Origin of the sequence: Rhodoferax sp., assembly GCF_014859475.1 — a bacterium.
GTDB lineage: Bacteria > Pseudomonadota > Gammaproteobacteria > Burkholderiales > Burkholderiaceae_C > Rhodoferax.
In genome coordinates this window covers 1-4,573 of sequence record NZ_JACUUE010000202.1, presented here as the reverse complement: position 1 = coordinate 4,573, position 4,573 = coordinate 1, and the positions used below count along the sequence as shown (strand labels likewise).

Here is a 4,573-nt window from a genome sequence, read left to right as displayed (position 1 = left end):
AGGGTCCCAGCCCTGAGCGCATCACCAAGATATTGAACGAAGTGGGCAGCCTGTATGTGCGCCAAAACACCGAGCGCAAAGCCGCCGAGGCCGAAAAGTCTCTGGCCTTCCTCAACACCCAGCTGCCCCAGCTCAAAAAACAGCTCGAGGCCTCTGAAGCCAAGTTCAACCAGTTCCGCGCAGAAAAAGGCACCTTTGACCTGAACAAAGAGGCCGAAACCTACCTGAAGGAAGCCGTGGACCTGAAGGTCAAACTGCTGGACCTGCAAACCAAACGCAAAGAGCTGGAAACCCGCTTTACTGCGCAACACCCCAGCATGCAAGCGCTGGACAGCAGCATCCGCGACATCCAGGGCCAGCTGCGCGGCATGGAAGGCAAAGCTAAAACCCTGCCCGGCATCGAGCAAGACCTCTTGCGCCTGACGCGCGACGTCAAGGTCAACAACGAGCTCTACACCACCCTGCTCAACAGCTTCCAGCAACTGCGCTTGGTTAAAGAAGGCAAAGTGGGCAATGTGCGCATTGTGGACGTGGCCGTCATGCCCGAGCGCCCCGTCAAGCCCCAGCGCGGTCTGGTGCTGGCGCTGTCGGGCGTGTTGGGCCTGTTGGCCGGTTTGGGCTTGGCGTTTGTGCGCAACAGCCTGCGCCCCGGCATCAAAAACGCCGAAGAGCTCGAGCACAGCCTGGGTCTGCACGTGTTTGCCACCGTGCCCTTGTCGGCCGCCCAAGCCCAGCTGGACGCCGATGCCCAAGGCAAAAAACCCGGCACCCATCTGCTGGCCGCCATCAAGCCCAACGAAGCCGCCATCGAGAGCCTGCGCAGCCTGCGCACCGCGCTGCAATTTGCCATGCTCGACGCGCCCAACAACATCGTGCTGTTTACCGGCCCCACGCCCGGCGTTGGCAAGTCGTTCACCAGTGCCAACTTTGCCGCCGTGCTGTCCGCCGACGGCAAGCGCGTGCTGCTGATCGACGCCGACATGCGCAAAGGCCACATCCACCAATTCTTTGGCCTGGAGCGTGGCGTGGGCTTGTCAGAGCTGATCTCGGGCAGCCAGCCACTGGCCAAGGCCATGCGCACCGCCGTGGCCCCGGGGCTCGACTTCGTGTCCACCGGCACCATGCCCCCCAACCCGGCCGAGCTGCTCATGTCGGCCTCGGCCCAAGACCTGCTCAAAACCCTGTCGGCCCAATACGACGTGGTGCTGATCGACACCCCCCCCGTGCTGGCCGTGTCGGACACCGCCATCTTGGCCCCCCAGGCCGGCACCAACTTCATGGTGGTCCGCGCCGACGTCTCGTCCCTGGGCGAAGTGCAAGAAGCCACCAAGCGCCTGCAGCAATCGGGCGTCACCGTCAAAGGCGTCATCTTCAACGGCCTGGACATCAGCAAACGCCGCTACGGCTACGGTTATGGCTACGGATACGGCTACAAATACAAGCGCTACGGTTACCGCTACCAGTCCTACAACTACGCCAAAGACAAGTAAGAAGTCATCCCGGGCCTGTTGAATGTCATCCCGGGCTTCTTAAATGTCATCCCGGGCGAAGACCCGGGATCCATCCCTGCAAACCGCCAATAACTTATCATTTATATAAATATTGAGTCAATCCGGGCTTGAGCACAACCCGCTACAAAAATACCTGATGAGTCTGTTCCAAGCACTTTCTGACGTCATGACCTCGCCGGCCTCTGTGGCTGCGACGTGGGGTGCTGCGGCCAGTTTCATTGTGTGCATCGTGTTGGTGATGACACCACACCTGCACGGCAAATTGTCGATGGACCACACCCACGGCATCCAGAAATTCCACATCGGCCAGACGCCGCGCATTGGCGGCATCGCGATTTTTGTGGGCTTCATGGTGGCTTGGGGCAAAGCGCCTAGCGACGTTCGGGCCATGCTCCAGCCCATCTTGCTCGCCAGCCTGCCGGCCTTTTTGTTTGGCCTGGGTGAAGACCTGCTCAAGCGCATCAGCGTCCTGTCGCGCCTGCTGGCCACCATGGCCTCGGGCGTGCTGGCTTGGTGGCTGACCGACTATTCTCTGTCTCGGCTTGACATTTGGGGTGTCGACTGGGCCCTGAAGTTCACCCTCGTGTCGGTGCTGTTCACGGCCTTTGCCGTGGGCGGCGTGGCCAATTCGGTCAACATCATCGATGGCTTCAACGGCCTGGCCAGCCTCATGTCGGGCCTGGCCTTCATGGGCTATGCCCTGGTGGCCTGGCAGGTGGGCGACACCACCCTGGCCCAGGTGGCGCTGGTGCTGGGTTGCTGCGTGTGGGGCTTCTTCTGGGTCAACTGGCCACTGGGCAAAATCTTTTTGGGCGACGGCGGCTCATACCTACTGGGCTTTGCCGTGGCCTGGGTGGGTGTGCTGCTGGTGGAGCGCAACCCCACCGTGTCGGCCTTCACGGCCTTGGTCATCTGCGCACACCCCGTCACCGAGGTGCTGTACAGCATCTACCGCCGTAAGGTCAAAAAGTCCCACCTCGGCATGCCTGACAGATTGCATTTTCACAGCCTGGTCAAGCGTCGTTATGTGTCGCGCTGGTTCCGCGTCTTCCCACGCATGTTGCGCAACTCCATCACGGGTGCTCTGGTGGGCATGATGACGCTGACCGCCGTGGTCCTGGCCAACTTGACTTACCACTCCACGGCCTGGTCTGTGACCGCTTATGTGGCACTGGCCCTGGGCTATGTGGCCATCTATGCGCGCATGGTGCAGCACCGCTGGTGTTCGCCCATCCGGTTTTTGTTGGTCAAAGTCCGATGAACTCACAAGCACAAAGCGCCCATTCCCGCCATCCCGGGCGAAGACCCGTCATCCCGGGCAATTAATCGTCATCCCGGGCAATTAATCGTCATCCCGGGCGAAGACCCGGGATCCAGTCTGCAGCACTTTCATTTGCAAACGCCGCTTGAACGCAATGGATCCCGGATCAAGTCCGGGATGACAAGAAGACAAGTCCGGGATGACAAGAAAACAAGTCCGTAGACAGCCAAAAAACAGCACTTGCATACATGCGCAACATGACCGAACCCAAAATCTACGTCGCTGGCCACAAAGGCATGGTGGGCTCGGCCATTGTTCGGGCCTTGCAGGCGCAGGGCCACACCCGCTTTGTCACCCGCAGCCACGCCCAGCTGGACCTGACCAACCAAGCCGCCGTGCGTGAATTTTTTGCACAAGAAAAGCCCGACCAGGTCTACTTGGCCGCAGCCAAGGTGGGCGGCATCCATGCCAACAACACCTATCCGGCCGAATTCATATACCAAAACCTGATGATGCAAGCCAACGTCATCGACGCGGCCTTTCAGAGCGGTGTGAAGAAACTGCTGTTTTTAGGCTCCAGCTGCATCTACCCCAAGCTGGCCGCGCAGCCCATGACCGAAGACGCCTTGCTGACCGGCACCCTGGAGCCCACCAACGAGCCCTATGGCCGAAGACGTCGAGGTGATTGTCCACGAGCCTTTGTTGAACGATCCGGTGTTTGCGGGCGCCCAGGTAGAGGCAGATTTCGCACTGTTCAAGCAACGCGCCGACGTGATCGTGGCCAACCGCATGACCCCAGAGCTGGTGGATGTGATGGACAAGGTCTATACGCGGGATTTGTTTGGGGCGGATTGAGGGGCTGTTGGTGTGGCGCGGATGGACCCCGGGTCTTCGCCCGGGGTGACAATTGGTTGTCATGCCGGACTTGATCCGGTATCCATGTGTTTGAAGATGGACCCCGGGTCTGCGCCCGGGGTGACAGGGCATAGACCCCGGGTCTGCGTCCGGGGTGACAAGTCATGGACCCCGGGTCTTCGCCCAGAACACAGAGCGTTTGAAGACCAGTTCGTTGTCAGTGCGGATGGCGTGGGGTTTGCCATGCTGGCCGATGGCCAACCGACATGCTTGCCCATCAGGGCCTGGAGGCGAGGAGCGCGGGTGTCACGAGCAAGACCGTGAACAGCGCGAGGAGCCACACGAGCAGGGGCAAAAAGCGCTTGATTATGCGCAATATGCGTCATTTCGCTCCGATAATTCAAATCTAATTTTCCGTAATTTTCGGATATAAAATCCAAAATTTACGCTATTATGTGACGCATGACTGAGCCCTCTCTGTACCCGCGCCAGATCGGATCACGCATCGCCGAAGCCATGCAAGACACGCCGGTGGTCTTACTTGCTGGGCCACGTCAGGCGGGCAAAACGACCTTGGTTCGTCATATTTCTGGCAACGGGGCACGCTACCTGACACTGGACGATGAATTGACGCTGATGTCCGCCAGGGAAGACCCCGTCGGGATGATTCGCAGTTTGGATCGTGCGGTCATTGACGAAATTCAGCGAGCGCCTTCCTTGTTGTTGGCCATCAAGAAAAGCGTTGACGAAGACAGGCGGCCAGGCCGTTTTTTGCTGACGGGCTCCGCCAACTTGATGGCTTTGCCGACAGTGGCCGACTCCCTGGCTGGGAGGATGGAGACATTGTTGTTGCTGCCACTGTCACAAAGTGAAATAGAGGGGCAGTCAGTCAACTGGCTTGACAGCGTGTTTGCAGGCCAGATACCTCGGCAGGGTACGCAAGCGC

The 4,573-nt window shown here is 59.6% G+C and carries 3 protein-coding genes and 1 pseudogene; all 4 read left to right on the top strand.

What is annotated here, in order from left to right; all coding sequences use genetic code 11:
- Positions 1–1,490, top strand: a 1,490-nt coding sequence (locus IBX54_RS12930; RefSeq protein WP_296543067.1) for a polysaccharide biosynthesis tyrosine autokinase, incomplete at its 5' end; no start/stop codon positions are given.
- 157 nt (positions 1,491–1,647) lie between these two features.
- Entirely contained in the window at positions 1,648–2,772 is a 1,125-nt protein-coding gene (locus IBX54_RS12925) for a glycosyltransferase (RefSeq protein ID WP_296543065.1), read from the top strand.
- Between the two features lie 248 nt (positions 2,773–3,020).
- A pseudogene (locus IBX54_RS12920) lies at positions 3,021–3,437 on the top strand (NAD-dependent epimerase/dehydratase family protein); the annotation flags it as partial.
- 706 nt (positions 3,438–4,143) lie between these two features.
- Positions 4,144–4,573 (top strand): AAA family ATPase (locus tag IBX54_RS12915; RefSeq protein ID WP_296543064.1); only part of this gene is annotated, 430 nt, incomplete at its 3' end.

Excerpts from the sequence above, each read along its gene's own strand:
- IBX54_RS12925 (WP_296543065.1), top strand. The coding sequence starts at position 1,648 with ATGAGTCTGTTCCAAGCACTTTCTGACGTCATGACCTCGCCGGCCTCT.